The sequence below is a fragment of the Bifidobacterium sp. FKU genome, assembly GCF_026016385.1.
GTDB classification, from domain to species: domain Bacteria; phylum Actinomycetota; class Actinomycetes; order Actinomycetales; family Bifidobacteriaceae; genus Bifidobacterium; species Bifidobacterium infantis.
The window spans coordinates 1,718,664-1,742,936 of record NZ_CP092888.1 but is presented as its reverse complement, the minus strand read 5'-3'; the positions used below and the strand labels follow the sequence as shown (position 1 = coordinate 1,742,936).

Here is a 24,273-nt window from a genome sequence, read left to right as displayed (position 1 = left end):
CGATGAATAATACAGTCGTGTCGATGAACATCGCGTTGTGTGCGTTTTTACTGTTGCCGGTGATAGTGACCGCCGGCCTGGCAGGGGTTCCATGGGTTACCGACCGGCATGAGGTGTTCGGTGTCACAGTGCCGGCCGCCGCCCATGTCAATACGCGCATTCGCGGATTTAAAGTCGCGTTTTCGGGAATTACGGTGGCGCTTGGCGTATGCGCCATACTGGTCTCGCTGGCCGTTTGGCAACTCTGCGGAGTCGACGCGGCGTTCTGGACTGTGTCCATCGCAGCGGTGGCGATTGCGATATGTGGTTTCGTGCTGCAGCAGATGTTTCGCCGCAAAGTACTATCCATCAAAGTCGATCAGGGATGGGAGGCGTCCAGTGCCCGCCGTGCAGCATTGATAGGTGAGCGGGACAATCCCGACCCGATGAGCTTGAAGTGGGAATTGCTGCAAGTCGTTTGTCTCGCTGTCACCATTGCTGTCGGGTTGCTGGGCTATGACCGGATGCCGGAGCGGGTGCCGATTCATGCGGATATCGCCGGCAATGTGAACGGTTGGGCCGAGAAGAGTCCGATGGTGATTTGGTACGCCGTGCTCGCGCAGGTGGTGCTGGCAGCGGTGATGGTGGCCAGCCATGCCGCGATCATCTACGCCAAGCACCCGATTGATCCCGACCACCCCGCCGCCACCGGGTATGCCTATGGTGTGTTCTCGCGGGTCTGGAGCATCTACGTGCTGGTCATCGGACTGCTGGCAGCCGGTGGATTGGGCCTAGGCGTTCAGCTTGTCACCATTGGCGTGCTGGATATCAATCTAATCGGCATCATCGGCATGTTCATCGCCGTGGCGGCTCTGGTCGGCGCGCTGATGATCGGCGTGTATTACGGGCAGAACGGGGCGCGCGTCTATGCCGGTGTTCGGCACAGTGACGGCGGTGACATTTCGGACGATAATGCCATGCCGTATGACGATGACCTGCACTGGATTGGCGGCATCATCTACATCAACCGTGACGATCCTGCCATCATGATCCCCAAACGTTTCGGCGTCGGCTGGACCGTCAACCTCGCACGCCCCAGCGTGATCATCGGCACTATCGTGCTGTTGGCAATCGCCATAGGACTGCCAGTCGCCGCGATACTGATGTAAACGCAATTCTGATGTAAAAAATGGCTCCCCGCTCTGAGGGGAGCCAATGTGCTGGTATGTTTTACAGCGCCTGGGCGGCCTTCTCCACGTAGTCCTCCATGCCGTCGATGGCCACGACGTCCTTGAACCGCACGTCGGCGGTCTCAAGACCACGCAGGGCGGCCGGGGCGGTGGTGCCGGTCTCGTGGGCCAGCACATCCATGCACTCGAAGTCGGTGCCGGTGGCGTCGAAGCCCAATGCCTCGTTCACCACGCGCGGGAACTTGTAGGGGCTGGCGGTGGAGAGCAGCACGCGCGGGGTCAGCGGGTCTCGCGGCATCTGCTCAAGCAGGTAGTAGCCGCAGGCGGTGTGCGGGTCGATCACGTAGTGGTTCTCGTCCCAGCAGTGCTTGATGGACTCGCGTACCTGATCCTCATCGGCCCAACCGGTGCCGAAGATCTGACGAATCTTGGCCAGCAGTTCTTCCGGGATCTCGTACGTGCCCCACTTGTTGAGGTCGTTCATCAGCATGGAGATCAGACGGGTGTCGCCCTCGGACAAGTAGTACAGCATGCGCTCCAGGTTGGAGGAGATGAGGATGTCCATCGAGGGGGAGATGGTCTGGAAGAACGGGCGCTGGCGGTTGTAGGTACCGGTGGTCAGGAAGTCGAACAGCACGTTGTTCTTGTCGGAAGCCACCACGAGGTGCTTGACCGGCAGACCGAGCAGCTTGGCATAGTAGCCGGCGAGGATATCGCCGAAATTGCCGGTCGGGACCACAAACTCGACCTCATCGCCGACATTGATCACCTGGTCAGCGAGCAGCTGGGCGTAAGCGGAGAAGTAGTAGACGACCTGCGGCACCAGACGGCCCACGTTGATGGAGTTGGCGGAGGAAAGTACCACGTGCGAATTGCCGGCGAGACGCTCGGCCAGGGCGCGGTCGCCGAAGATGCGCTTGACCGCGGACTGGGCGTCGTCGAAGTTGCCTTCCACGGCGGCCACCTGCACGTTGGCGCCGGCCTGCGTGGTCATCTGCAGCTCCTGGACCTCGGAGACCTTGCCTTCCGGGTAGAAGACGGTGATCGCGGTGCCCGGGGCGTCGGCGAAACCGGCCAGCGCGGCCTTGCCGGTGTCGCCGGAGGTGGCGGTGAGGATCATGATTTTCTCGTCCGCGTCGCCATCGGCCGGCGTGGTGTGCGCCATGAAGCGCGGCAGGATCTGCAGCGCCACGTCCTTGAACGCGGAAGTCGGACCGTTGAACAGTTCGAGCACGTAATCGTCACCCAGGGGCTTGAGTGGGGTGATGCGCTCATCGGACCACTGTTCGCCGTAGGCGTCGGCGATGCACTGGCCCAGCTCCTCGGCCGTGAAGTCCGGCAGCAGCGCGCCCAGCACCTCGGCGGCGATTTGCTGGTACGACTTGCCCGGCAGGGAGGCCACGTCCACCTTGGTCTTGCCCAACGCGTCCGAAACGAACAGGCCGCCGTCATCGGCGATGCCCTTACGAATCGCCTGCTTGGCGGTCAGCGAATCGGTGGTGCTGCGGGTGGAATGGAAGGTGGTTGTCACGATGAATCCTTCTGCCTGAAAGGGATGATGAATCCACACCAGTCTAGCGTGGGCCGTGGGCAGAAGGGTCGTCCGTCTCGCGTAGCCGACCGGTCGCACCGGCGAAAATCACCATTGCCATCGAACGGGGACCGGCCATATCATGAAACAGGCCGGTTGCAAACGGGCCATACAGTAAGGCGACAGCGGCGAATCAATTGTCGCACATACCAAAGGAGCACCCATGACCGCTTCACCCCTTGCGCAGAAAGCGACCGATGCTTTCAACGCGCCGATCTGCGAAACCGATCCTGAGATCGCCGAACTGCTGGACTCCGAACTGGGCCGCCAGCGCAATGGCCTTGAGATGATCGCCTCTGAGAACTTCGTGCCGCGAGCGGTACTGCAATGCCAGGGCTCCGTGCTGACCAACAAATACGCCGAAGGCTACCCCGGCCACCGCTACTATGGCGGCTGCGAATACGTGGACCAGATCGAAACCATCGCCCGCGAACGCGCCAAGGCCCTGTTCGGCGCCGAATACGCCAACGTCCAGCCGCACTCCGGCGCCCAGGCCAACGCCGCCGTCTACCAGGCGCTCGTCAAGCCCGGCGACACCGTGCTCGGTCTGGCCCTCGACCACGGCGGCCACCTGACCCACGGCATGAAAATCAACTTCTCTGGCCGTTTCTACCACGCCGAGGCGTACGGCGTGAAACCCGTGACCTTCCGCATCGATCCGGAAATCATCCGCCAGCGCGCGCTCGAAACCCACCCGGCCATGATCATCGGCGGCTGGTCCGCCTACCCGCGCATCGAGGACTTCAAGGCCATGAAGGAGATCGCCGACGAGGTCGGCGCCAAATTCTGGGTCGACATGGCCCACTTCGCCGGACTCGTGGCCGCAGGCCTGCACCCGAGCCCCGTGCCATACGCCGACGTGGTCTCTTCCACCTCGCACAAGACCTTCGGCGGTCCGCGTTCCGGTTTCATTCTCGCCAAGCAGGAATACGCCAAGAAACTCAACTCCTCCGTGTTCCCCGGCCAGCAGGGCGGTCCGCTCATGCACGTGATCGCGGGTAAGGCCGTGAGCTTCAAGGTGGCCGGCACCCCCGAATTCAAAGACCGTATGCAGCGCACGCTCGACGGCGCCAAGATTCTCGCTGAACGTCTCCTGGCCGACGATGTCAAGGCCAACGGCATCAGCGTGCTGACCGGCGGCACTGACGTGCACCTGGTGATGGTCGACCTGCGCAACAGCGAGATGGACGGGCAACAGGGCGAGGATTTGCTTGCCGCCTGCGGCATCACCATCAACCGCAACACCGTGCCCTTCGACCCGCGCCCGGCCTCGGTGGCCTCGGGCCTGAGAATCGGCACGTCCGCCCTGGCCACGCGCGGTTTCGGACCGAAGGAATATGAGGAGGTGGCCGACATCATCGGCACCGCGCTCGCCGCCGGCCCGTCCGCCGACGTGACCGCGCTGAAGGCCCGCGTCGACAAGCTCGCCGAAGACTTCCCGCTCTACCCCGACCTGGACCAGATTCACTGATTTGCTGATTCGCTAATCCACCGTGGTGTACCGGTTAGTGATGATTCGCTGACCGGAGCGCATCACATCACCGGCTTCCCGCCTGAGATGGAGGGGAGCCGGTTCTGTTTGCGATTCAAAACGTCAGACATCCCATAACAAGCGGGTCGGAGTAAGCAATCAGCCGCGTTGTGAGTTACGCTTGACTGTTATGAGCGATGAATTGAGTCCTGAGGTGTTCGACGCGGTGTGCCGCCAGGCCGATCAGGCCGCACGCGCACAGGAGCGTCTTGCACAGGCAAATACCGAAGCCAAGAATGAACTGCTGCTCGCCATTGCGGACGCGCTGGACGAGCACGCCGCGGACATCGAAGCCGCCAACGCGCTGGACATGCTCGAATCCAAGGAAAACGGCATGGACGCGGGCAAGCTCGACCGCCTGCTGTTCGACGTGCCGCGCGTGGCCGCCGCCGCCCAAGGCGTGCGCCATGTGGCCACCCTGCCCGATCCGGTCGGCGAAATCGTGCGCGGATACAACCTGCCCAACGGTCTGCGCCTTACCCAAACGCGCGTACCGATGGGCGTCATCGGCATGATCTATGAGGCCCGGCCGAACGTCACTGTGGACGTGTCCAGCCTGTGCCTCAAGTCCGGCAATGCCGCGCTGCTGCGAGGCGGCCACGCCGCCGAACGCACCAATGCTGCCACGCTGGGCGTCATCGCCTCGGTGCTTGAAGCCCACGGTTTCGAATCCGCACTGGTGCAGTCCGTCGACCAGTACGGACGCGCCGGTGCTACCGCCATGATGGAGGCGCGAGGCCATATCGACGTGCTCGTGCCGCGAGGAGGAGCGGGTCTAATCCAAGCCGTCGTGCGCAACTCCAAAGTGCCGGTCATCGAAACCGGCGCCGGCAACGTGCATATCTACATCGACAAGTCCGGTGATCTCGCCAAGGCCATCCCGATCATCATCAACGCCAAAACCCAGCGCGTGGGCGTGTGCAACGCCGCCGAAAAGCTATTGGTTCATAAGGATGTCGCCGCCGAATTCCTGCCGCAGATCGCCGTCGCGTTGGCCGAGGCGAACGTTGCACTGCAGGCCGACACCACGTCGTACGACATCATCTCCGGCGCGGCAATCGAGGGCCTTGACCTCAACCACGCCACCGAAGAGGATTGGGACACTGAATACCTGGCCCTCAAAATGGGCATCAAGGTGGTGCCGGACCTGGACGCGGCCATCGACCACATCAACATGCATTCCACAGGCCACACCGAATCCATCATCGCCGAGGATTATGCGGCCATCGAGGAATTCACCAAGCGCATCGACTCGGCCGTGGTCGTGGTCAACGCCTCCACCCGCTTCACCGACGGCGGCGTGTTTGGCTTTGGTGCTGAGCTTGGCATCTCTACGCAGAAGATGCACGCACGCGGTCCCATGGGATTGCGGGAGATGACCACCACCAAGTGGATCGGTTACGGAACAGGACAGGTGCGCGCATGAACGAGGACGGCAACATGAACATCACGGCTGACACGGCAAACAAGGCAAGCGAACTGCGGCCCGACATCGACCTCAACGATCCCAAGCTCGGCCTGAAGATCGCGGCCGAACGTCTGAGCATTGTCCGCTACGTGTTCCTTGTGCAGATCGAGGATGGCATCGCCTCCGCCGCCCAGCGTGCGTCGCTCGAATACGCGGACGCCGTGCTCATCGGTTGGCCCGAGACCGATTCGCCCGAAGTCGTGGACCTCAACGATGCCCAGCTCAAGATCGTGCGCGAACACATGGAACTCATGGAAGGCTACATCGGCAGATACAGCCAGATGGAGCACGACGGTGACCTTGACGGCATGACCGACACGCTCATCCGCATCACCGAGCGTGTGGCCGAGGTCCGCCGCCTCTACCAGCCGGACTTCCCGCTGCCCACCTTCGCCGAGATTCGCCGCGTGGTCCAAGACGAATGGGATGAAGACATGGGCAAGATCGATCCCAAGGAAGACAATCCCACCGCCGGCGAAATCGAAGAGGAAACCGAATCCGCTGATGATGCCGCCAGCGAGGGCGGCCAAGCATGAGTGTTATTGCCGGCAGCCACAAAACGGCTGCGTCAGTTCAGTCCGGAAAATCAGTGGAATCCGCCGAACCCGCCGAAATCATTGCCGTCACCCAAGGCGAAACCGAACGGCGTATGTCCGACCTGTCCGTACCGGCCGGGGCCAGCAGCCATGGCAAAGGCCGGCTTTCCGCACGTGGCAATTGGCATACGCGCCTGCGCGTCGGCATCATGGGCGGCACGTTCGACCCGATCCACAACGGCCACTTGGTCGCCGCCTCTGAAGTCGCCTGGGTGTATGACCTCGATGAGGTGATTTTCGTGCCCACTGGCCGACCTGTGTTCAAGCTGGACAAGCACGTCACCAACGCCGAGGATCGGTATCTGATGACTGTGATCGCCACCGCATCCAACCCCAAATTCACCGTCTCGCGTGTCGACATCGACCGTCCGGGCGTCACCTATACCATCGACACTCTGCGCGATATCCGAGCCCAGCATCCCGACGCCGAGCTGTTCTTCATCACCGGCGCCGACGCCGTGGCCGAAATCATGCAGTGGAAGGACGCCGACCTCATGTGGGACCTCGCCCACTTCGTGGCCGTCACGCGCCCCGGCTACTTCAGCCCGGACGGCGTGACCTTGCCCGAAGGCAAGGTCGATACGCTTGAGATCCCGGCCTTGGCCATCTCTTCGACCGATGTACGCCGCCGCGCTGAACACGACGAGCCGGTCTGGTATCTGGTGCCTGACGGCGTGGTGCAATACATCGGCAAGCATGGTCTGTATTCATACGAGGACTGACGATTCGTACGAGGACTAGTGTGCATTTGTACGAGGGCTGGTGAGGATTAGCGCGAATCAGCGCGCATGAATCCTCGCCAGTACAGGGATGAACGGTCAGGCCAGTCCCATCTTGATTTTCAATGTCATTACGCGAGTCGCCGCCGCCGTCACTTTCGAAGCGAAAGCCGGATCGGACTTCGCCCGTTCGTTGAGGCCGTCCACAACTGGCTTTACGTAATCCGTCTGACCGATGCAGGACATGTCGCCGCCCGCCTCGACGAGCTTTACTCCCAATTGGCTTACATCGTAGCTGCTTAACGCTTCGGCAGATATCGAATCCGAAATCACCACGCCCGTATATTTCAGGGCGTTGCGAATATGGCCGTCGATAATCGTAGAAGAAAACACCGCCGGATTATTCGGATCGATGGATTGATACGTGGCCAACGACATCATCACCATTGCAGGATCGGCCTTGGTGATCGCCTGGTCAAAGGCACCTGCCTCGGCCCCGTCCAACGTGGTGGTCGTATCCAGAATGCCTTCGGTGGTGAAGTCGGTATTGCCGCTTACCGCGCCCAACCCAGGATAGTGTTTGACCGCCGCACCGACCTGAGCGCCTCGCAAACCCTCAATAACGGCGATGCCATGCTCGGCGTTACCGGCCGCATCCAATCCGAAATCACGATCCAGCGCGCCAATCGGAGCATTCGAGGCACGATCGCCCACCACCGTGCCGAGCACCGGTGCCAAATCGACATTTATGCCAGCAGCAGCTAATTGCGAACCCCACGTGCCTGCCGATTGACGCAATGCGTCAGCGGACATTGTGCCCTGCTCAACGGCACTGGGCATTGTGTCGAAACCGGTACCAGTCAGATGCTGTACCTGACCACCCTCCTGATCGGTGGCGATGATGAGACGATTGCCGGCCGGCGCATATCCTTGGAGTTGCGCGGTCGCGGTCTTGACCGTATCGACGCCGGTATTCCAATTGCCAATGAGAATGGCCGAGCCAATGTGCTCGTCGGCGATTGTTGAAGCCAACGAGGAGGGATCGGAACCGGCGAACAACGGCACCATCACTAACTGTCCCACACGTTCCTCAAGTGTCATGGCGGATACCGCACGTTGGGCTTGTGCGGCCGGGGCGTCGTTCTTCTTCGGGGAAGGAACGTCGGTGCGTGGTAACGCACTTGTCCGGGAGGTCTGGGGAGTGGCGGTGTTGCCGTCTGATGTGGATTTGGCGAACCATCCGACATGCCATCCGTAGGCTGCCATGCCGGCCAACACCACTGCCAAAGCACATACTGTCGCCACGATTGGAGTGCTCCTGTGCCGAAGTTGGCGTGTGGCGTGTACTGAGGGACGCATATGATGTGGCCGTTGTCTGTTCATACCGGCAAGCGTAGAACAGAACGTAGAACAGAACGCTGCCTCATTCTGTGCTCAGGGCATAACCTACCTCCCGCCCTTCCGATAGGCTTGAGTTATGTCTTTTAACGATCCTTTCTCAGTACTGTTCGGCAATGGCGGCGATTCACGACGCAATAGTGCGAACAATGACGATCCGATCATCCTCGATGTCGAGGCCGATGGGGACGGTCCGGCCCGCAACACCAACGCCGGCCCCTCCGGGTCATCCCGCCCTCCACGTGGCCCGGCCAATCCGCGTATCACCCGTAAGCCAGCGTCCGGTGGCTCAGGAGCCAGCCGTGGCAGCAAGATTCTAATCGGCGTGGTGCTGGCTTTGGCCATCATCGTCGGTCTGTTCTTCGGCCTGTCCCGATTCATCACCGACCTGATGTGGTACGGCCAGCTCGGCTTCCAGTCCGTGGTCTGGACCCAGCTCGGGGTGAAGATCGGCCTGTGGGTGGCCTACGCGCTGCTCATGGCCCTGACCGGCTTCGTCTCTGCATGGCTGGCTATCCGGGCACGCCCTGATTCGGCAGACGGATCCACCATTCGTATTAACGGCGATGTGGTCGAGGTGGGCAAATCCGTCAGCTCGAAAACCGCTCGCCGCGTGGCCGTGGTGATTTCGCTGATCGTCGGCGTCATCTTCGGTTCCCAGTTCAACGCGAACTGGAGCGAGATTCTGCTCATGTTCAACGCGCAGTCGTTCGGCACCACCGATCCGCAGTTCGGTCTGGACAACGGCTTCTACGTGTTTGTGCTACCGGGCCTGAAGCTCGTGCTCGCCGCCGTGGCCGTGCTGCTGGGCGTGGGCCTCGTGTTCTCGGTGGTCACGCATGTACTGATGGGCGGTATCCGCATCACTATGCCGGCCAACGGCCGAGGCCTGTTCTCCATCACCAAGCGTTGCCGCCGCCAGCTTGGCATCTGGCTGATGCTCAACATGTTCGCTTGGGCAGTGCGCCAGGTGATCGGCGTATTCGACCAGCTCACCGGGCAGGGTTCGCATATCACCGGTGCCTCCTACACCACCGTGCACGCCCACATCCCCGTCACCTTCATCATGGCCGCGCTGACCGCCATTCTCGGCGTGGTGCTGGGCATCTGGCTCATGCGCTCCCACACGCTCGAAGGCCAGGCGTCCATCGGCGTGCGCGCCTCCGCCGCGCTCAAGGCCTGGCGTGTGCCGGTGACCTCCATTGCCGTCGTGGTCGTGGTGGGTCTCGTGCTCACCGTGGCATGGCCGGTGCTGTTGCAGCGCTTCCGCGTCAACCCGAACGCACAGGAGATGGAATCCACCTACATTCAGCGCAATATCGACGCCACCCGCGCCGCCTACGGTCTTGACAAGCTCAAGACCGAGCAATACAAGGTAACCGACAAGGGCGAGCAGGGCGCTCTGGCCAAGGAGGCCGACACCACCGCGCAGATTCGTCTGCTCGACCCGCAGGTCGTCAGCCCCACATTCAAGCAGCTGCAGCAGTCCAAGCAGTACTACACCTTCGCCGACACTTTGGCAGTCGATAAGTACGAGATCGACGGCGTTTCCCAAGACACCGTGATTGCCGCCCGCGAGCTTGACCTGTCTGGCAACGACAACCGCAATTGGGTCAACGATCACACCGTGTACACCCACGGTTACGGTGTGGTGGCCGCTTACGGTAACAAGGTGACCGCCGACGGCCAGCCTGAATTCTTCGAATCCGGCATCCCTGCTCAGGGCAAGCTCACTGAATCCGAAAAGTATGAGCCTCGCATCTACTTCTCGCCGAACGCCACCGAATACTCGATCGTCGGCGCACCGGAGGGCACGCAGGCTTGGGAGTTCGACTACCCGACCGGTTCGGAAGGTGCCCTGACCACGTTCAAGGGCGACGGCGGCCCCTCGGTTGGCAATCTGTTCTCCCGTATTCTCTACGCAATCCGCTTCGGCTCCGATCAGATTCTCTTCTCCGACCGTGTTACCAGCGAATCGCAGATTCTTTACGATCGTTCCCCCAAGGAGCGCGTGGCCAAGGTGGCGCCGTACCTGACGCTTGACGGCCGTGTGTATCCGGCCGTGGTCGATGGCCGCGTCAAGTGGATCGTCGACGGTTACACCACCTCTGATGCCTACCCATACTCGCAGATGACCGACCTCGGCTCCGCCACCAAGGATTCCACCACCGTCTCTTCCGCAACGGTCTCATCCTTGGGCTCGCAGAAGGCCAACTACATCCGCAACTCGGTCAAGGCCACCGTGGACGCCTACGACGGTTCCGTGGATCTGTACGTATGGGATCAATCCGACCCGGTAATCAAGGCATGGGAGAAGATCTTCCCCGGCCAGTACCACCAGCTCTCCGATATCTCCGGCGACCTGATGAGCCACATGCGCTACCCGGAAAGCCTGTTCAAGGTGCAGCGCGAGCTGCTCTCCAAGTACCACGTGACCTCCGCCAGCCAGTACTACTCCGGCGAGGACTTCTGGCAGACGCCGGTCGACCCGACCGAATCCCAGTCCCAGCAGGACCAGGACATCCTGCAGCCGCCGTACTACCTGACCTTGCAGACCGGTGGCACCAAGGAACCGGTGTTCTCGCTGACCTCCACCTACATTCCGGCTGGACAGTCCACCCGTGAGATCCTCACCGGCTTCCTGTCGGTCGACTCGGATGCCGGCAATGAGAAGGGCAAGATAGGTTCAAACTACGGCACCATCCGATTGCAGGAGCTGCCCAAGGATTCGAACGTACCGGGCCCCGGCCAGGCGCAGAACAACTTCAACGCCAACGCCGACGTGTCCAAGGAACTGAACCTGCTGCAATCCGGCGACACGCAAGTGATGCGCGGCAACCTGCTTACTCTGCCGCTCGGTGGCGGACTGGTGTACGTGCAGCCTGTGTACGTCAAGTCTTCGGGCGCGACTTCATTCCCGCTGCTCAAGAAGACGCTGGTCGCGTTCGGTGATCAGGTTGGATTCGCGGATACGTTGGATGAGGCCTTGGATCAGGTGTTCGGTGGTGATTCCGGTGCGGCCGCAGGCGATGCTGAGAACGTGTCCGGTGACGGATCGTCTGGTGACCAGGCTTCCGGCGGCACATCCGGTGACCAATCTGGTTCCGATACCAATGGTGGCCAGTCCGGCACCACGGACGGCAAGTCGAATTCCGGCTCGTCTTCCGACCGCAGCCCCGAACTCCAGCAGGCGCTGAACGATGCCGCCCAAGCCATGAAGGACAGCCAGTCCGCCATGAAGAACGGCGACTGGACCGCCTACGGCAAGGCGCAGAAGGAGCTTGAAGACGCCCTCAACAAGGCCATCGAGCTCGACAAGTAGTTCCGGCTCCCCTCAGGGTGAGGGGAGCTATCGCAGAAGGCGACTGACGGGAGTCGGTTACCTCAACTGACATAGCCTGTCCTTATCATAAGGACGGGCTATTTGCGTATTCAAAGGAACCTCATGCCATACACCTTCCGTCCGGCCGTCGAATCCGACATCCAAGCCATCACCGACATCTACAACGCCTCAGTGATGGCCGGCGGTGCGACCGCCGACCTCACCCCGCGCACCCTCGACCAACGCCGCGCCTGGGTCGAATCCCATACGCCGCCCTACGGCGTTTTTGTTGTGGAATCGGAAGACGGTTCAATCATCGGCTTCGGTGCGCTCTCCGTGTTCTATGACCGCGCTGGATATGACGGTGTCACCGATTTGGCCTATTACATCGATCCGGCATGGCAAGGCAGGGGAGTAGGCACGTTCATGCTTGACAGGCTGCTCACCGAGGCGCGGGCCCGCCACATGCGCAAAGGCCTGCGGCATCATTTTCGCCGATAACGCCGGCTCCATTGCCCTCATGCACCGCTTCGGCTTCACCCAATTCGGACTCATGCCCGCCGCTGCCACCGACTCCACCGGCACCATGCGGGACATGTCCTACTGGTATTTGGACCTGTAGCACCGAGGCGGTTTACCCTTGCTCTCCATGGATTCCGGTGTCCTATAACACTAAAAAGTTGTATCGGATCAGCTCTTTTCCTCGAACGCCATATATCGGACGCGCTTATCCCAGATAACGGCAAACTGCGGGACAGCACGCGATTTTCGTCCGTTTTGACGTGGCGTCCCGCAATCACGTGGGATGCCACACACGTCAAACGATGCACATAGCTAGCGTCCCGCAACTCTGCCTGCGAAATCATTGGAATTCTGCCATTCTTATGATTCGGTGCAGATAACGTGCGATAACGCTTGCGGGATGCCACGCCAGAAACGCCCAAAATCCGCTGCCGTCCCGCAATATGTCATCCGGTTGCAGGGAAGCGTGGGGCGTTGCACAATCAGGGCTCGTCGCCGATGCCCGATATACGGCATTGGCGGACATATCAGTCCAACTGTTTGCCGCAGTTTGGGCAGAATCGTGCGGAGACTCGGCAAGGCGTGCCGCAATTGGTGCAATAGCGCTTTGCAATATGTTCAGGTGACGGCGCAGGCAGGGGAGATACGGCTGATGTCGCGTTGAATCCATCGCTAGTTGGTTGCGCAGGTGAAGACACCATCGGGCATCCTCTATAACCTGTCCGCAGCCACGCTCGGCAATATCCTCGGCGGCCCTGTTCGTGGCGCTGGCCTACTGGTACCTCAACGGCAAACAGCGCGAAAAGGTCGCTGGCGGTATCTCCTAATAGACGTGATTCACCCGTCCCCATCTCTTGTAATACTGGTATTACAAGAAGGTGCGATATGACTATGGCCATGGTGACGGCGCGCGTCAATGCCGAACGGAAGCGCGACGCGGAGAAAGTGCTTAAGCGTAATGGGCGCACCTATTCGGACCTGATTCGTGATCTGACCGACTATCTTGCGGATACGGGGGAACTGCCGGAATTCGAGCGTCTGACGCTTTCCCTGATTCAGGAGCCGGAGCGTGGGAAAAAGCAGGAGCTGATTCAACGTTTCGCCGACCGGAATTTGCCGGAGGCGGAAGGCGATCTTTCGGATGAGGAGATTCTCGCGCAGGCACGTATGGAACGATTTGGGGAACGGGATGAAACTGCTGTTTGCCACGAATATTCTGCTCGATTTGTGCAATGACAAACGAGCGCCTTTCCATAAACAATGCGTTGATTTGCTCATGGAAGCCGTTGCGCAGCCAAACATTGAGATCATGGCGCCGGTATCGTCATTGAATGACGTGTATTACGTGTTGCGCAAGCATTATGGCGAGGAGCGGGCGGCGCGAGACGATATCGGTGGACTGATGGAATTGTTCGACATCCGTCCACTTATGGAACGCCATGCGCGTATGTCGTACCGGTCCGATGAGCCCGACTTCGAGGACGGGATCATCCGTGCCGTTGCCGAGGACAATGATGCCGACGTCATCGTGACTCGTGACGTCGAAGCGTTTCACCATTCATCGGTCCGATCGATGGATGCCGAGCAATGCCGCGCCCTGCTGCTTGCCGATTCCAAGGCTTGACGGCGGCGTTGAGTACAATCTTGACGGTTGAATCCGGCCGGGCATGGGCCAGTGCGCGAGGCGAACGCGCGCATGACGTACGGAACGTACGGAACGTGCATACGGGAATATAGGAAGACGGACGAGGAGCGGATTATGGCGTCGGATTTCTGGCTGATTGCGGGACTGGGCAACCCCGGCAAAAAATATGAGGACACGCGGCACAACATGGGCTTCATGACCGCCGACGTGCTCGCCGAACGTTGGACGGTGAACTTCGCCGATCACAAGGGCTTGGCCATGCTCGGTAAAAGCGTGATGAACCTGGACGGCCGCACCGTCAAGTTCTTTCTGGCCAAGCCGCTGACTTATATGAATGATTCCGGCAATGCGGTGGCTTCCATTAGCGCCTATTACCAGATCGAGCCCGACCATATTGTGGTGATTCACGATGACATGGACTTGGAATTCGGTCGTATCAAGGTCAAGGCAGGCGGCTCCGCAGGCGGCCACAACGGCATCAAGTCGATTGACCGTTCCCTTGGCACGCCGAAATACGCGCGCGTGCGCATGGGCGTCGGCCACTCCAAGCGCGGTGCGAACGCGCATGACAACACGGTGAACTGGGTACTGGGCGGCTTCGGCCCGGACCAGCGCAAGCAGCTGCCCGAATTCCTGGCTGACGGCGCTGACGCCGCCGAGGACATCATCTTCCACGGTCTTGCCAAGACCCAGGAGAAGTTCAATGGCCGGTGAGGTGACGCACCCGGACCTGATCAACGGCTCACTGGTAGGCATCCTGTCCGGGCTGGAACAGGACAAGACCTTCCTTAGGCTCGCCACTGGCGACATCGAGATTTCGGACGACGTCGACAACTCCGTCCTGGCCGGCGTCCCCGAAGGTTTGCGCCCGGCTTTGGCCGCCGCCATAGGCCAGGGTGTGGCCGGCAAACCCGGCAAGCCGGTCGTGCTGGTCGTGGCCTCCGGCCGCGAAGCCGAAGAGACCGTGGGCTCGCTGCGCTCCTGGTATGATGGCGACCCGAACGACATCGCCCAGCTCGAAGCCTGGGAAACCCTGCCGCACGAGCGTCTGAGCCCGCGCGCGGACACCGTGGCCAGCCGCATGGCCGTGTTCCGCAGACTCAAGCATCCGAGCGATACCGATCCGATGTTCGGCCCGATTCGCATTCTCGTCATGCCGATCCGCTCGCTCATCCAGCCGGTCGTCCAAGGACTGGGCGACGTCGAGCCGCTCGTGTTCGCCGTGGGGGAGGACCTGCCCCTCGACGAAGCCGCCAAACGTCTGATCGAAAACGCCTACACGCGCGTGGATCTGGTCATGGACCGTGGCGAGTTCGCGGTGCGTGGAGGCATTCTTGACGTATTCCCGCCCACCGCACCGCACCCGGTGCGTATCGAATTCTTCGGCGACGAAATTGACACCATCAAGGAATTCCACGCCTCCGACCAGCGTACCTATGGCGACGGCCTCAAGACCATCTGGGCCACCGCATGCCGTGAACTGCAGCTGACCGACGCCGTGCGCGCCCGCGCCAAAGCCTTGGTCGGTTCGATTCCCAATGCTGAGGACATGCTCGAATCCATCGCCAACGCCATTCCGGTCGAAGGCATGGAATCCCTGATGCCCGCACTCGTGGATCATCTGGAACCGGTGGGCTCCATGCTGCCCAAGCATGCCGTGATCCTCCTGAGCGACCCGGAGAAACTGCGCCGTTCCGCCGAAGACTTGGCAAAAACCGCGAACGAGTTCCTGGCCGCCAGCTGGCATGTGGCCGCCTCCGGCCACGGCGCCGGCGCGCCCATCAGCTTCGACGAAGCCAGCTTCCTCGACTATGCGGAAACCATCAGCTCCCTCGAATACTCCGAACATCCGGTGATTCGCCTCACCAGTTTCGGCGTGGACACCACGTTGACCGGCCATGTGCAGCTCGACGCCCAGAACCCGGCCGAATTCCGAGGGGATGAGGCCAAGGCCTCCCAAGGCATCGAAGGCCTGCTCGATGCCGGCTTCCACGTCACCATCACCGCCGCTGCGACCGGCACCTTGGCCAGACTCAAGCGCGCGATCAACACTACCGGCATCGCCAATTTCAACGTCATCCGCTCTCAGGCCATCGACGGCTTCGTGGACAAAGCCGCCAAAATCGCCCTGCTCACCGAACGCGACCTGACCGGCCGCACTTCAGCCGTGGCCGTGGCCAAAACGCCGAAACGCCGGCGCAAGGCCATCGACTTGGTGGAACTCAAAAAAGGCGATTACGTGGTGCACGAGCAGCACGGCATTGGCCGGTTCATCGAAATGCGCCAGCGCACCATCGGCACCGGCGCCAACAAAACCACTCGCGAATACCTGGTCATCGAATATGCGCCTTCCAAGCGCGGCGCCCCGGCGGACAAACTGTTCATCCCCACCGACCAGCTCGACCAGGTCAGCAAATACATCGGTGCCGAAGCCCCCAAGCTCAACAAGCTCGGCGGCTCCGACTGGGCGGCCACCAAAGCCAAGGCCCGCAAGCACGTCCACGAGATCGCCGACGACCTGATCAAGCTGTACTCCGCCCGCCAGCGCGCCAAAGGCTTCGCGTTCAGCCCGGACACCCCGTGGCAGAAAGAGCTGGAAGACGCCTTCCCCTATCAGGAGACCGCCGACCAGCTCACCACCATCGACGAGGTCAAATCCGACATGGAAAAGCCCGTGCCGATGGACCGCCTCATCTGCGGCGACGTGGGCTTCGGCAAAACCGAAATCGCATTGCGTGCCGCCTTCAAGGCCGTGCAGGACGGCAAGCAGGTGGCCGTGCTCGTGCCCACCACGCTGTTGGTCCAGCAGCATTACGAGACCTTCAGCGAACGGTTCGAGGGTTTCCCGGTCAATGTGGCGGCCATGAGCCGGTTCCAGACCACCAAGGAGATCAACGAGACCGTCGAGGGCCTGCGGTCCGGCACGGTGGACGTGGTCATCGGCACGCACAAACTGCTGAACCCCAAGATCACGTTCAAGGATCTGGGGCTCGTCATCATCGACGAGGAGCAGCGTTTCGGCGTGGAACACAAGGAAACGCTGAAGGCACTGCGCACCAATGTGGACGTGCTGTCCCTGTCCGCGACGCCTATCCCGCGCACGCTGGAGATGGCCGTGACCGGCATCCGCGAAATGTCCACGCTGGCCACCCCGCCCGAAGACCGGTTGCCGGTGCTGACCTATGTGGGAGCCTACGAGGACGCGCAGGTCACCGCGGCGGTGCGCCGCGAACTGTTGCGCGGCGGCCAGGTGTTCTACGTGCACAATCGCGTGCAGGACATCGCGTCCATCGCCGACAAGATCCATACGCTGGTGCCCGAAGCGCACGTCGGCATCGCCCACGGCAAGATGGGTGAGAAGCAGCTTGACCAGATCATCCGCGACTTCTGGCATCGTGACATCGACGTGCTCGTGTGCACCACGATCATCGAGACGGGTCTTGACATATCCAACGCGAACACGCTGATCGTCGACCATGCCGACCGTTTCGGCCTGAGCCAGCTTCATCAGCTGCGCGGCCGCGTCGGCCGTGGACGTGAACGCGCGTACGCCTACTTCCTGTACGACCCGTCCAAGCCGATGACCGAGCAATCCCATGACAGGCTCGCCACGATCGCGCAGAACACGGCGCTCGGCTCCGGTTTCGACGTGGCCATGAAGGACTTGGAGCTGCGTGGCACCGGTAACCTTCTGGGCGACGAGCAGTCCGGCCATATCGAGGGCGTGGGCTTCGACCTGTACGTACGCATGGTGTCCGAAGCCGTGGAGAAGTACAAGGAGCCCGAAGAGAACGTCGAGCCGGTGGCCGTGTCCATCGACCTGCCCATCGAAGCGTCGATTCCGATCGAGTACATCGATTCGGACAAGCTGCGTCTGGAAGCGTACCGCAAGCTCGCCTCCGCCCGCAACGAGGCCGATTTGAAGGATTTGGAAGAGGAGCTCACCGACCGTTACGGCAAGCCGCCGGTCGAATTCGAGACCTTGTTCGATGTGGCCCGTCTGAAGTTCAAGGCCCGCAAGCTCGGCATTTCGGAGATTCTCGCGCAATCCAACCGCGTGCGCATCGGCCGTATCGACCCGCCCGAATCCATCCAGATGCGTATGGGTCGTATTTACAAGGGCACCCAATACCGTCCGGTCACACACCAGCTCATCGTCCCCACCCCGTTCACCGGCTCCCTGGGCCAAGGCCCCATGAGCTCCGACCAGGTAGTCCTCTGGACCAACCAGTTGCTTGATGATTTGGCATGGACCCCGTCGTTAAGCAAACGGCAGAGCCGTTTGTAGGCGGGGTGCGAGGCGACAGTCGAGCCAGCTATGGCTCACCGGGCAACCTCCGGTGAGCCATATTCATATTTTCGGGCCGTCGTTTGTGACGATGATTCGCTACAGACGGAATCGTTCCGGCTGTCCAGCGAGCGGGATTAAGTGACTGCTATGAGCGAAACGACTACGAACCGTACGAACCAGAGCGCGACCACGGCAACACTTGCCGGCTATGAGATTCCCCGCCTCGGCATGGGCACGATGGCGCTCGCCATCGAGGGGCGCCCCTCTAACCGTGATCAGGCAATCGAGACCATCCATGCCGCGCTCGATGCCGGAGTCCGTTATTTGGACACGGCTTGGTCCTATTATCTGCCCAGCGCGCCCGGCACCGGCGAACCGGAGGATATGGGCTATGGCGAATATCTGGTCCGTGATGCTCTGCACTCGTGGCATGGCCCCAAAGATCAGGTGCTCGTGGCCACCAAAACCGGCTGGCTGCGTACGCTTGACGGCAACGGCAACTACGGCTGGCAGGCCGACGCCCGACCTGAAACCATGATCGCCAATGCCAAGGAATCAGCCCGCCGCCTCGGTGTCGATACGCTCGATCTGCTCTACTCGCACTGCAACGATCCGCAGGTGCCGTACGAAGACCAGATGGGCGCACTCAAGCAGCTCGTGGACGAAGGTGTGGCCAAAGCGGTCGGTATCTCCAGAATCGACAACACAGACATCGAAACCGCCCACAACATTTTGGGCGATCGTCTCGTGGCCGTCCAGAACCAGTTCTCCCCGGTCCACCGCGACCCCGAACACACGTTGGAAACCTGCGAAAAACTCGGTTTGGCTTTCGTCTGCTGGTCGCCGCTCGGGGGATTCCTTGACCCGTTCAACGGGCATCTGTTCGACCGGTTCCGCGAAGTCGCGAAGTCCCACGACTGCTCCTACCAGCGCGTCACGCTCGCGTGGGAACTTGCGCAATACCAATATCTGTTCACGATTCCCTCGGCCAGAAACCCGCAGGAGATTCAGGACTCGTTCAAAGCCGGCGAACTGAAATTGTCCGACAGTGAAATCGACTACCTCAATGGCAAGGACATCGACTGAGCGATTTCGTCCGTACTGCCTTGCAATCAGGCGGCACACTGGCATTGTGAGCGCTAACACTAAATTTTGGGCGTGTTGTTCACAACGTCCACAAATCGCACTACTCTTAAGAATGTCATTCAAGATACACAACCGTTTTAAGGAGTAGTTGTGGCAGTAATTGAAAGCGTGTACGCGCGTCAGATTCTGGATTCCCGTGGCAACCCGACCGTTGAGGTCTACCTGGAGACCGAAGACGGCGCTCAGGGCAAGGGTCTGGTTCCGTCCGGCGCCTCCACCGGTGAAGCTGAGGCTTGGGAGCGTCGCGATGGCGACAAGTCCGTCTACGGCGGCAAGGGTGTTCTTAACGCGGTCAAGGCCGTGAACGAGGTCATCGCTCCGAAGGTCATCGGCATGGACGCTGCTGACCAGCGCGCTCTGGACGACCTGATGATCGAGCTCGACGGCACCCCGAACAAGGGCAAGCTGGGCGCCAACGCCATCCTGGGCGTCTCCCTGGCTGCTCTGTACGCTTCCGCCGAGTCCGCCGGCCTGCCGCTGTACCGCTACATCGGCGGCACCAACGGACACATCCTGCCGGTCCCGAACATGAACATCATGAACGGTGGCGCTCACGCTGACTTCGCCACCGACATCCAGGAGTACATGATCTCCCCGTACGGCTTCGACACCTACTCCGAGGCTCTGCGCGCTGGCGTTGAGGTCTACCACACCCTGAAGAACGTCCTGAAGAAGGAAGGACTGAACACCGGCCTCGGCGACGAGGGCGGCTTCGCTCCGAAGATGAAGTCCAACGAGGACTCCCTCAAGTACATCATGGACGCCATCTCCGCCGCCGGCTACGAGCCCGGCAAGCAGATCGGCATCTGCCTGGACGTCGCCTCCTCCGAGTTCTACAACAAGGAGACCGGCAAGTACCGCTTCGACGGTGAGGAGCGCGACTCCGCCTACATGCTCGACTACTACGAGAACCTCATCAACGAGTACCCGATCGTCTCCATCGAGGACCCGTTCAACGAGGAAGGCTGGGAAGACTGGGCTGCCATCACCGCTCGCCTCGGCGATCGTCTGCAGTTCGTCGGCGACGACCTGCTGGTCACCAACCCGGCTCGTCTGCAGAAGGCCATCGACCTCGGCGCCGCCAACTCCCTGCTGGTCAAGCTGAACCAGATCGGTTCCGTCACCGAGACCCTCGACGCCATCGAGCTGGCCACCGCCAACGGCTACACTTCCATGGTTTCCCACCGCTCCGGCGAGACCCCGGACACCACCATCTCCGACCTGGCTGTTGCTAAGAACACCCGCCAGATCAAGACCGGTGCCCCGGCCCGTGGCGAGCGCGTTGCCAAGTACAACCGCCTGCTCGAGATCGAGGAGGAGCTCGGCTCCACCGCTCAGTACGCCGGCTACAGCGCTTTCAAGGCCTGCAAGAAGTACCTGGCCAAGTGAGCTGAAACGCCCGTAAAGGCGTGAGTTTCCACTGAAGCTCGATACCCGTCGTGTTCGTCAAGTCGAATGCGGCGGGTATTTTCATGTGACATGAGCAAGTCGTCCCGTACCGGCAAACCTGGCAAAACCGGCAAAGCACAAGTCAGGAGAAAAAGGTCAGCGGGGCCCATAGCGTTCTTCGTCTCCCTGTTCATCATCGCACTCGGCACCATCCAGCTGGTCTCCACCTTTCACACCTATGCCCTGAATCTGGCCGAACTCAATGGTCTCAAGCGTGAGGAGGCCTCGCTGATCGCCCAAAAGCAGGAGTTGGAGAACGACATCAAGCGTTGGGATGACAAAGCGTACATCACCGCACAGGCCCGTGAACGACTCGGCTTCGTGTTCCCGGGAGAACAGGCCGTGCGTGTGCTGCATCCCGAAGCCGTGACCGGCTCCGATAGCGAATCCCAGAAAACGGAAGATTCCAGTAGCAGCAACAAAAAAGTCCTGCCATGGTACAGCGAACTGTCTTACTCGCTCAAAAAGGCCGATGAGCCTGTGAACGATAGCGAGTCCGGCAAATCCGATACTTCCGGTTCCTCTGACTCGTCATCCAACGACTCATCCAAGCAGTCCGATAAGTCAGACCAGAACACCCCATCCGATCAGAACACCCCATCCGATCAGAACACCCAACAGAACACAGGGGAGGGAACCCAACAGTGACCATCGATATCGCCGCCAAGGCCAAGACCCTTGTCGACACCATGCTTGCCGAGCCCGCCAACGACCATGACATCGACCTGGTGCAGCGTCAGCTCGGCCGATACCCGCGCGGCATGGTCGCCGTGGGGGCGCGATGCGTCTGCGGTAGGCCACTTGCCGTAATCACCCGCCCGGTGTTGCCCGGCGGAATCCCTTTCCCCACCACGTGCTATCTGACCGGTCCGGAAGCCGTCAAGGCTGCCTCCCATGTCGAGGCCGCCGGCGTGATGCAACAATACAACGATATGCTGGCCGCTGATGAGGAGCTCAAGGCCGCATATGAGCAGGCCCATAATCTGTATCTGGCATTCCGCCACGAACTGGCAGGACGTCTTGGCGACAGTGAGAAGCATATTGAAGGCACTTCGGCCGGCGGCATGCCAGTGCGCGTCAAGTGCCTGCACGCTCTGCTGGCCCAATCCCTGGTTATGGGACCGGGTGCCAACCCCATTGGCGATTTGGTGCTGGAACGTGTCAAAGACGAGTTCGATCCGACCGTCTGCCGTTGCACACTGGACGATTGATCAACAGATGAGCCACCGCGAACAGCCCATTCATACGCACTAAGGGATACGAGGAGAAGGCAATGAGCAAGGAATCCGTAACCGTCGCCGGCATTGATTGCGGCACGAACTCCATTCGACTGAAGATCGCACGTGTCGATGCCGATGGCATGCATGAGGTGGTGCCGCGCATCCTGCGTGTGATACGCCTTGGTCAGGATGTGGACAAGACCCATCGTTTTGCCGACGAAGCGTTGGAACGCGCCTATGTGGCCGCTCGGGAATTCGCCGGTGTGATTGCCGAGCATCCCATCGACGGCCTGCGTTTCGTTGCCACCTCCGCCACTCGTGACGCGGAAAACCGTGAGGAGTTCGAGGATGAGATCGAACGTATCCTCGGCGTGCGCCCCGAAGTCATTCCCGGCACTGAAGAAGCCGACCTGAGCTTCCTCGGCGCCACTTCCGTGGTCAATCGCGACAATCTGCCCGCCCCCTATCTGGTGGTTGACCTCGGCGGCGGGTCCACCGAGCTGGTCATCGGTGGCGACGGCGTCAGTGCGCCCACTACCCAGGTTCAGGGCGCGTTTTCCATGAACATCGGTTCCGTGCGCATGACCGAACGTCATCTGACCAACGATCCGCCGACCCAGACACAGATCGATGAGGCCGTTGCGGACGTCGATGAACATATCGATGAGGCCTTGCGCACCGTGGACGCAGGCAAGGCCCGTACCATCATCGGCGTGTCCGGCACGGTGACCACGATGACCGCCTTGGCCATGGGATTGAAGGAATACGATCACACCGTGGTCGACGGGCATCGGTTGAGCCTTGAAGACGCCTATGCCGTGGACGACAAGTTCCTTAGGATGACGCGCGCCGAGCGCCGCGAATACAAGACCATCCACCCCGGCCGTATCGATGTGGTCGGCGGCGGCGCTGTGGTGTGGAGCCTTGTGCTGACGCGTGTCAGCGAAGCCGCCAAGGCCGATCATGGTGAAGCCATCGATTCGTTCGTCGCCAGCGAACACGGGCTGCTGGACGGCATTGTGCTCGATTATGGTCGCCGGTTGCTGGCTCAATAGCGTAAGTGGTAAGTGCCCCCAGTGGGCTGAGTCGTTAAGCAAACAGCCCACTGGGCTGTTTGCTTTATATGCGACGCCGGCGACGCTATCGCTACCGGCTGCTACAAACAGCCCACTGGGCTGTTTGTAGGCGAAGGGAGCGGCTATGCCGCGACGGCTGCACGAAGTGCAGCAACCCGCAAGCAACGCTCAGGGCAGGAGATAGCTTATAATAGAAAAGTTGGCCTCCGTGGCGAAATGGTATACGCAGTCGACTTAAAATCGATCGCTTCGGCTTGTGGGTTCGAGTCCCACCGGAGGCACCTTGAAATCGGCCTGTGGCCGATGCGTTTTTTGTGGCTGTGCCGCGGTCTCTTCCCCCCAGTCGGCTTCGCCGCAGGCCCCCTCGTCAGAAGGAGGCTCGCAGCCTACTATGTGGGGGGCTTATAAGGCCGAAACAAAAGGCCGTTAGGCTATGTGGCGTTGTGACGTTGTACCTGATGAAACGAGGAACCCACATGGCTTCACGCTGGACCGATGTCGAACGAGTCGAACAAGGCGCCCTGCCCACCATGCTTGCCCAAGCCGTCATTGCGGGCACGGCGCTCACCGTTGGTGCCATCGCCTGCTCGGGATTCTATCTGTCCATGATCGGCAATGTGGCCGCACTCCTGCCATGGGCGACTATCGTGATACTGATTGCCGTGGCGTTCACCTACATCGTCGGCTTCGCCCTGTTGTGGTGTGCCGAAGCCTTGACCCTGCGTGCCAACGACAAACTCAAGCCATGGCTGTACGGCGTCGTCGGATTAATCGGCTACGGCGTGTGGGGCATGTTCGTGATGAGCACGATGATGAACACGTTGAACCAGCCGCTGAACGGCGTGGTGTTGTCGAACAGCGATGTGATGGCCCTGACCGTCAACTACGCGGTGTTCGGCTTCATCGCCTTCCTGTTGGCACAGGCGTACGCGCCCAAAATCGCCACCAAGAAGGGACTGACCATCGGGCTGATGGTGGTGCAGATCGTATTGGCCATCATCGGCATCATCGTACTGGTTATGATGTTCTCCGCACTGTCTCGCTGACTGACTTATCGATCACCGGCACGACGCGCGCGGCCATCACCGCACAAGGCGAAAGCGATTCCGGGCGTTAGGCTGGAATACGAT

The 24,273-nt window shown here is 60.8% G+C and carries 19 protein-coding genes, 1 tRNA gene and 1 pseudogene; 18 read left to right on the top strand and 3 right to left on the bottom strand.

Annotated features, from left to right (window positions below; all coding sequences use genetic code 11):
• The first annotated feature begins 2 nt into the window (after nucleotides 1-2).
• The gene (locus MMB48_RS07945; RefSeq protein WP_032744390.1) at nucleotides 3-1,148 is read left to right on the top strand and encodes a DUF1648 domain-containing protein; all 1,146 of its coding nucleotides are present in this window, start codon (nucleotides 3-5) and stop codon (nucleotides 1,146-1,148) included.
• Between the two features lie 61 nt (nucleotides 1,149-1,209).
• Here the strand turns inward: MMB48_RS07945 and thrC are convergent, their stop codons facing one another.
• Entirely contained in the window at nucleotides 1,210-2,700 is a 1,491-nt protein-coding gene (thrC, locus tag MMB48_RS07940; protein WP_032744389.1) for a threonine synthase, read from the bottom strand.
• Nucleotides 2,701-2,923: 223 nt separating this feature from the next.
• On the opposite strand from thrC, the gene glyA reads away from it, so the two are divergent.
• The 4 genes from glyA (at nucleotide 2,924) to nadD (ending at nucleotide 7,077) form a co-directional block, all read left to right on the top strand.
• Nucleotides 2,924-4,231 carry a serine hydroxymethyltransferase gene (gene glyA, locus MMB48_RS07935; RefSeq protein WP_032744388.1) on the top strand — a complete coding sequence of 436 codons (1,308 nt, stop codon included), beginning with the start codon at nucleotides 2,924-2,926 and terminating at the stop codon, nucleotides 4,229-4,231.
• Nucleotides 4,232-4,421: 190 nt separating this feature from the next.
• Nucleotides 4,422-5,717: a glutamate-5-semialdehyde dehydrogenase gene (locus MMB48_RS07930; RefSeq protein ID WP_032744387.1), complete on the top strand. Its 1,296-nt coding sequence runs from the start codon at nucleotides 4,422-4,424 to the stop codon at nucleotides 5,715-5,717.
• On the top strand, nucleotides 5,714-6,295 hold the full coding sequence (locus tag MMB48_RS07925) for a hypothetical protein (RefSeq protein WP_012578135.1): 582 nt from the start codon (nucleotides 5,714-5,716) through the stop codon (nucleotides 6,293-6,295). Before MMB48_RS07930 ends, MMB48_RS07925 begins: the two co-directional genes overlap by 4 nt.
• Nucleotides 6,292-7,077 carry a nicotinate-nucleotide adenylyltransferase gene (nadD, locus tag MMB48_RS07920; protein ID WP_050496263.1) on the top strand — a complete coding sequence of 262 codons (786 nt, stop codon included), beginning with the start codon at nucleotides 6,292-6,294 and terminating at the stop codon, nucleotides 7,075-7,077. The genes MMB48_RS07925 and nadD overlap by 4 nt, the downstream gene beginning before the upstream one ends.
• Before the next feature lie 96 nt (nucleotides 7,078-7,173).
• On the opposite strand, the gene MMB48_RS07915 is transcribed toward nadD, so the two are convergent.
• Nucleotides 7,174-8,379, bottom strand: coding sequence for a glycoside hydrolase family 3 N-terminal domain-containing protein (locus MMB48_RS07915; protein WP_032744385.1), 1,206 nt, complete (start codon nucleotides 8,377-8,379; stop codon nucleotides 7,174-7,176).
• A gap of 172 nt (nucleotides 8,380-8,551) precedes the next feature.
• On the opposite strand from MMB48_RS07915, the gene MMB48_RS07910 reads away from it, so the two are divergent.
• Both MMB48_RS07910 and MMB48_RS07905 read left to right on the top strand, forming a co-directional pair.
• Nucleotides 8,552-11,794 carry a UPF0182 family protein gene (locus MMB48_RS07910; RefSeq protein WP_032744384.1) on the top strand — a complete coding sequence of 1,081 codons (3,243 nt, stop codon included), beginning with the start codon at nucleotides 8,552-8,554 and terminating at the stop codon, nucleotides 11,792-11,794.
• A gap of 123 nt (nucleotides 11,795-11,917) precedes the next feature.
• A pseudogene (locus MMB48_RS07905) lies at nucleotides 11,918-12,416 on the top strand (N-acetyltransferase family protein).
• A gap of 427 nt (nucleotides 12,417-12,843) precedes the next feature.
• Here the strand turns inward: MMB48_RS07905 and MMB48_RS11710 are convergent.
• Nucleotides 12,844-13,017 carry a zinc-ribbon domain-containing protein gene (locus MMB48_RS11710; RefSeq protein WP_174772733.1) on the bottom strand — a complete coding sequence of 58 codons (174 nt, stop codon included), beginning with the start codon at nucleotides 13,015-13,017 and terminating at the stop codon, nucleotides 12,844-12,846.
• Nucleotides 13,018-13,201: 184 nt separating this feature from the next.
• Here MMB48_RS11710 and MMB48_RS07900 point away from each other — a divergent pair, with 184 nt between their 5' ends.
• From MMB48_RS07900 to MMB48_RS07850, 11 genes are all read left to right on the top strand, one after another.
• Nucleotides 13,202-13,552: a type II toxin-antitoxin system RelB/DinJ family antitoxin gene (locus MMB48_RS07900; RefSeq protein ID WP_032744383.1), complete on the top strand. Its 351-nt coding sequence runs from the start codon at nucleotides 13,202-13,204 to the stop codon at nucleotides 13,550-13,552.
• Nucleotides 13,506-13,940 carry a type II toxin-antitoxin system VapC family toxin gene (locus MMB48_RS07895; protein WP_032744382.1) on the top strand — a complete coding sequence of 145 codons (435 nt, stop codon included), beginning with the start codon at nucleotides 13,506-13,508 and terminating at the stop codon, nucleotides 13,938-13,940. The genes MMB48_RS07900 and MMB48_RS07895 overlap by 47 nt, the downstream gene beginning before the upstream one ends.
• Nucleotides 13,941-14,075: 135 nt before the next feature.
• A complete protein-coding gene (gene pth, locus MMB48_RS07890) occupies nucleotides 14,076-14,675 on the top strand; it encodes an aminoacyl-tRNA hydrolase (protein ID WP_007053586.1) in 600 nt (199 codons plus the stop codon).
• Nucleotides 14,665-18,249: a transcription-repair coupling factor gene (gene mfd, locus MMB48_RS07885; protein ID WP_032744381.1), complete on the top strand. Its 3,585-nt coding sequence runs from the start codon at nucleotides 14,665-14,667 to the stop codon at nucleotides 18,247-18,249. The genes pth and mfd overlap by 11 nt, the downstream gene beginning before the upstream one ends.
• Before the next feature lie 150 nt (nucleotides 18,250-18,399).
• A complete protein-coding gene (locus MMB48_RS07880) occupies nucleotides 18,400-19,338 on the top strand; it encodes an aldo/keto reductase (protein WP_012578128.1) in 939 nt (312 codons plus the stop codon).
• 150 nt (nucleotides 19,339-19,488) lie between these two features.
• The gene (gene eno / locus MMB48_RS07875) at nucleotides 19,489-20,787 is read left to right on the top strand and encodes a phosphopyruvate hydratase (RefSeq protein ID WP_013140489.1); all 1,299 of its coding nucleotides are present in this window, start codon (nucleotides 19,489-19,491) and stop codon (nucleotides 20,785-20,787) included.
• A 90-nt stretch (nucleotides 20,788-20,877) separates the two neighbouring features.
• Nucleotides 20,878-21,495 (top strand): FtsB family cell division protein, encoded by a 618-nt coding sequence (locus MMB48_RS07870; RefSeq protein ID WP_032744380.1) that lies wholly within the window; start codon nucleotides 20,878-20,880, stop codon nucleotides 21,493-21,495.
• Nucleotides 21,492-22,058, top strand: coding sequence for a DUF501 domain-containing protein (locus MMB48_RS07865; protein ID WP_032744379.1), 567 nt, complete (start codon nucleotides 21,492-21,494; stop codon nucleotides 22,056-22,058). Before MMB48_RS07870 ends, MMB48_RS07865 begins: the two co-directional genes overlap by 4 nt.
• A 62-nt stretch (nucleotides 22,059-22,120) precedes the next feature.
• A complete protein-coding gene (locus MMB48_RS07860) occupies nucleotides 22,121-23,122 on the top strand; it encodes a Ppx/GppA phosphatase family protein (protein WP_032744378.1) in 1,002 nt (333 codons plus the stop codon).
• 223 nt (nucleotides 23,123-23,345) lie between these two features.
• Nucleotides 23,346-23,424, top strand: a tRNA-Leu gene (locus MMB48_RS07855).
• A gap of 195 nt (nucleotides 23,425-23,619) precedes the next feature.
• Complete coding sequence (locus tag MMB48_RS07850; RefSeq protein WP_032744377.1) at nucleotides 23,620-24,189, top strand: hypothetical protein; 570 nt, start codon at nucleotides 23,620-23,622, stop codon at nucleotides 24,187-24,189.
• Nucleotides 24,190-24,273: the final 84 nt, after the last annotated feature.